Consider the following 4,228-nt stretch of genomic DNA (forward strand, 5'->3'; position numbering starts at 1 on the left):
TCGACGGTCATCACGCACCTCCCTCGGTGCAGCGACAAAGCCTGGCAGATACCACCGTCGCCGGGTCCGGAAACGCTCAGGTCCGGCCGAAGACGTTACCGGTCGGGATCTTGGGGCGGCCCGGGGGCGGCCCGGGGGCACGACGGCGGACGCGGCCGTAGAGCGCGGCGGTGTCGGCGGCGATCGCGGGCCAGGCGAAGTCGCTGGCCAGGCGCTCGCGGGCGGTGACCGCGCGCCGGTGCGCCGCGCCCGGGGCGTCCAGCGCCGCGATCACCGCGGCCGCGCACCCGGCCACGTCGCCAGGGTCGAAGGAGAGCCCGGTGATGCCGTCGAGCACCACCTCCCCGAGCCCGCCCGCGCGGGAGGCGACCAGAGGGGCGCCGGCCGCGGCCGCCTCGAGGGCGACGATCCCGAACGGCTCGTAGCGGCTGGGCAGCACGACGGCCGAGGCGCGCCCGAGCAGGTCGACCAGCGCGACGTCGTCCACGTGCCCGAGCATCGTCACCGCGCGCCGGACCCGTGCCGCCCGCGCCCGGTCGGCCAGCCAGCCGGCGTGCGAGCCGGTCCCGGCCACCATGAGCCGCGTCCCGGGATGGGCGCGCCGGATCGCGGGGAGCGCGGCGATGACGTCCTGGATGCCCTTCTCCCACTCCAGCCGGCCGAACGTCACGAGGGTCGGCGAGCCGATGTGAACGTGGCGCCGTCCTGACGTCAGATGCGAGCGGTGCGCCACGGCTGATTCTGGAGAGGCCGACCACCCGGACGCGTCGATGCCGTTGTGCAGGACGGTGATCCCGTCCGGGTCGACGTCGAAGAGCCCGGCGACCTCGTCGCGCATGGCCCGCGAGCAGGTCACGACCGCGTCGGCGGCGTTCGCCAGCCACCACTCCACGGAGTGCACCTGGCGGTTGAGCGGAGCGGAGAGCCAGCCGCCGTGCCTGCCGGCCTCGGTGGCGTGGACCGTCGCGACCAGCGGCACGTCCGCGAGGTCGCGCAGCGCCGTCGCGGCGTGGGCGACGAGCCAGTCGTGGGCGTGGATCACGTCCGGCGCCCAGTCGCGCAGCACCGGCAGCGCCGCCCGGACCATCGCGTGCCCGAGAGCGAGTGTCCAGGCCACGAGGTCGGCCGTGAACTCCAGGTGCGGCGGGTCCTCGGCGACGCGCACGACACGCACCCCCTCGACGAGGGTGTCCGTGGTCGGGTGCGTGGACGCGTCGGTGCCGGTGGGCTGGCGGGTGAGGACGACGACGTCGTGCCCCGCGTCCGCGAGGTGGGTCGCCAGCGCGCCGACGTGGCGCCCGAGCCCGCCCACGACCACCGGTGGGTACTCCCACGAGACGAGCAGCACGCGCATCGGTGCCGTCACGAGAAGGCACCCACCAGCGCACGATCCCGCGCCCGGGCCAGTCCCCGCGCGTCGAGGTGGCCGAACAGGTCGTCCTGGCCGGCGAACTCCGCCGCGCGCCGGGCCGCCTCGTCGTGCCGGCCCGCCGGGAGAAGGTCGGTGAGCTCGCGGACCCGGTCGCGGTGCACCGCGGCGCGACGGCGGGCGTAGTGCGCCGCGGAGTCCTTGGTGACCATGAACGCCCAGTCCGACGAGAGCGCCAGCGCGGCCTGGACCGCGAGCGTGTCGAGGGTGGCGTCGCGCCCGGCCGGTCGCCCCACGCCGTCGACGGCCGCGAGCAGCCGGGTCGCGACGTCGGCGTTGTCGGCCACCATGTCGGCGACCCCGGGGTCGCCGGACCCGTCCCACACCCGCCAGTCCTTGCCCGAGCCCCACGACGACGCCGGCAGCACCACCGGTTCCTCGACGTGGCCCGCCTCGACCGCCCCGCGCAGCGTCGTCACCCGCACCCCGGCCTCCGGGAGCCGCGTCAGGACCTCCTCCAGCCAGGCCGGGCCCTCGTGCCACCAGTGCCCGAAGAGCTCGGTGTCGTACGCGGCGACGACGACGCCGGGCCTCCCGCGGCGATCGCGCAGCGCGCGGAGCCGCTCGACGACGGTCCCGACGAAGTCCTCGGCGTCCCGGGCCACGGCGGCGGCCGCGCGGTCCGCGTCGTAGGGGGCCTTCTCCCCGACCCGCTTCCCCGTGACCCGGTAGGGCTTGAAGCCGGAGTCGTGGTCGAACGTGTGGAAGTCGCGGTAGTCGGCGCCGCCCGGGTAGCCCGACCGCGGCGACCAGACCCGGTAGGTGACCTCGAGGTCGCGGCCGAACGCGACCACGTCGGTGCCGTCGACCGGGTGCGCGGCCGCCGTGTCGCCGCGCATGGCCGGTCCGTCGACGAGGAAGCGCCGCACGCCGGCCGCGGCGTAGTCGTGCTCCATGCCGGGGGAGTAGCCGCACTCCGGTGCCCAGATCCCTTCCGGCGCGCGACCCAGCCGCCGCGTCGCGTCCCGCAGGCCGCCGTCGAGGAGGAACCGGCGCACGCGGCCGGGCAACAGCGGGCCGAAAGGGTGCGTCGCCGGGCCGCCGAGCAGCTCCACGGCGCCGCGGTCGGCCAGCGAGCGGAACACCGGCGACGCCCCGTGGCGCCAGTCGCGCTCGAAGGTCGCCAGCGCGGCGCTGGCCGCCTGGTGCTCGCGGACGGCGACGTCGGGCAGTCGGCGGTGGGTGGCGTGGGCGCGCAGCTGCCAGTCGGCGAGCCAGGCGTGCATCGCGCGCAGGCAGTACGGGTGGTCGAGCTGGGCGGCGAGGACCGGGCTGACGCCGAGGGTGAGCAGGTCACGATGGCCGCGGTCGGCCAGCCGCTCCAGGACCTCGACGACGGGCAGGTAGGAGTGCGCCCAGGCCTGGTAGAGCCAGTCCTCGCCGACCGGCCAGGCGCCGTGGCGGGCGAGCCAGGGCAGGTGGGAGTGCAGCACCAGGCAGAACGTGCCCTCGCTGCCCATCACGCCCCTCTCTACGCCGTCCGGGCAGGTTACTCGCTGGTAGCGACGATCGCGCTGCCCATCGAGACTTCGGGCGAGGGTCCGGGCATCCGGCGAGGCTGAACTTCGGCGATTGCCTCGCGTACGCGTTGGCCAAGGACGTGAACGAGCCGCGCCTCTTCACGGGCGACGACTTCGTCCACACCGACGTCATCCCGGCCGTACCGCGCTGAGCACCAGATCCAGGGACGCGTCGACGTCGTCGGAGCGCAGGTCGAACTCGTCGGTGGTCACCGCGGCGACGTCCTCGGCGAGCGCCGCCGGCCAGTCCGCGCCGGAGAGGGCCAGGGCGACCTGCGCCTCGATGATCGACCCGTCGTGCCGGGCGTCGCGCGCTCGCAGTGCGGCCCCGTGGTGCAGACCCCGCATCGCGGTGACCTCCAGCCCGGCGTCCGCGACCAGCGCGACGAGATCCGACGCGGCCAGCTCGTAGGTGTGGAAGGGGTTGAGCGGGCGGTCGTCGAGGGCGTTGCCGGGGGAGAACGTGAGCCGGTTCGGCGTGGAGCAGTGCAGCCGCCCGCCGGGGCGCAGCACGCGGGCGCACTCGCGCAGGAACCCGGCCTGATCCCCGAGGTGCTCGATGACCTGGAGGGTGACGATGACGTCGGCCGAGGCGTCCGTGAGGGGGAGCGCCTGCAGGTCGGCGCGCGCCACGGCGACCGCGCCGCCGCCGGTGGGGCCGTACCGCCGCGCGACGTGGGCCGCGGTCGGCGCGTCCAGTTCGAGGCCGACGACGTGCCGCGCGACCCCGGCGAGCAGAGCGGCCCCGTAGCCCTCGCCGACCCCGGCCTCCAGGACCGTCGCGTCGCGGCAGTCCGCGGCCAGCGCCAGGTACACCGCCTCGTGCCGCCGGAACCAGTAGTTCTCGATCACGAGATCGGGCACGGTGCGTTCTCCCGTGAGGGGTAGCCCGGGCCGGTGAGCGGCGTCGAGATCGCCGCCGGCCACCGGGTGGGTCACCGCGTGATCGTCGATCACCGTGCCGGATCGCCGCTCAGGCCGCGGCGAGACCGGTATTCGCTGACGCCGAGCGGCCGTCCCAGGGCATCGGTGAGCGGCGGGTCGTGGGTGAGGGGAAGTTTCCGGGAGGGGGTCGTCCTCGTCGCCGGAGAGCTCGGTTCGGCCATGATCACCTCTCGTGGGGCGGTGGCAGCGGGGGGTCGGTCTCGTGCAGCCCGTGCCCGGTGCAGCGTCGAGGCGGGGTCAGCGACCGGTCGGGTGGGCGGGCATCCGCTTGACGATGTTGAAGAAGTTGCTGGGGGTGAGCACCGGCTCACCGACGCTGATCTGCGGGGCCTGG

At 75.3% G+C, this 4,228-nt stretch carries 3 protein-coding genes; all 3 read right to left on the minus strand.

The genetic code is table 11. The annotated features are described in order from the left end of the window. Window positions 1-76 precede the first annotated feature (76 nt). The 3 genes from VGI02_RS21370 to VGI02_RS21380 all read right to left on the minus strand — a co-directional run bounded on the left by VGI02_RS21370 (window position 77) and on the right by VGI02_RS21380 (window position 3,888). Window positions 77-1,354, minus strand: coding sequence for a glycosyltransferase family 4 protein (locus VGI02_RS21370; RefSeq protein ID WP_331630636.1), 1,278 nt, complete (start codon window positions 1,352-1,354; stop codon window positions 77-79). An 8-nt stretch (window positions 1,355-1,362) separates the two neighbouring features. Further along, the gene (locus VGI02_RS21375; RefSeq protein WP_331630632.1) at window positions 1,363-2,889 is read right to left on the minus strand and encodes a 1,4-alpha-glucan branching protein domain-containing protein; all 1,527 of its coding nucleotides are present in this window, start codon (window positions 2,887-2,889) and stop codon (window positions 1,363-1,365) included. 189 nt (window positions 2,890-3,078) lie between these two features. Next, the gene (locus tag VGI02_RS21380) at window positions 3,079-3,888 is read right to left on the minus strand and encodes a class I SAM-dependent methyltransferase (protein ID WP_331630634.1); all 810 of its coding nucleotides are present in this window, start codon (window positions 3,886-3,888) and stop codon (window positions 3,079-3,081) included. Window positions 3,889-4,228: the final 340 nt, after the last annotated feature.

The organism is Actinomycetospora sp. (genome assembly GCF_036497245.1).
Lineage (GTDB): Bacteria > Actinomycetota > Actinomycetes > Mycobacteriales > Pseudonocardiaceae > Actinomycetospora.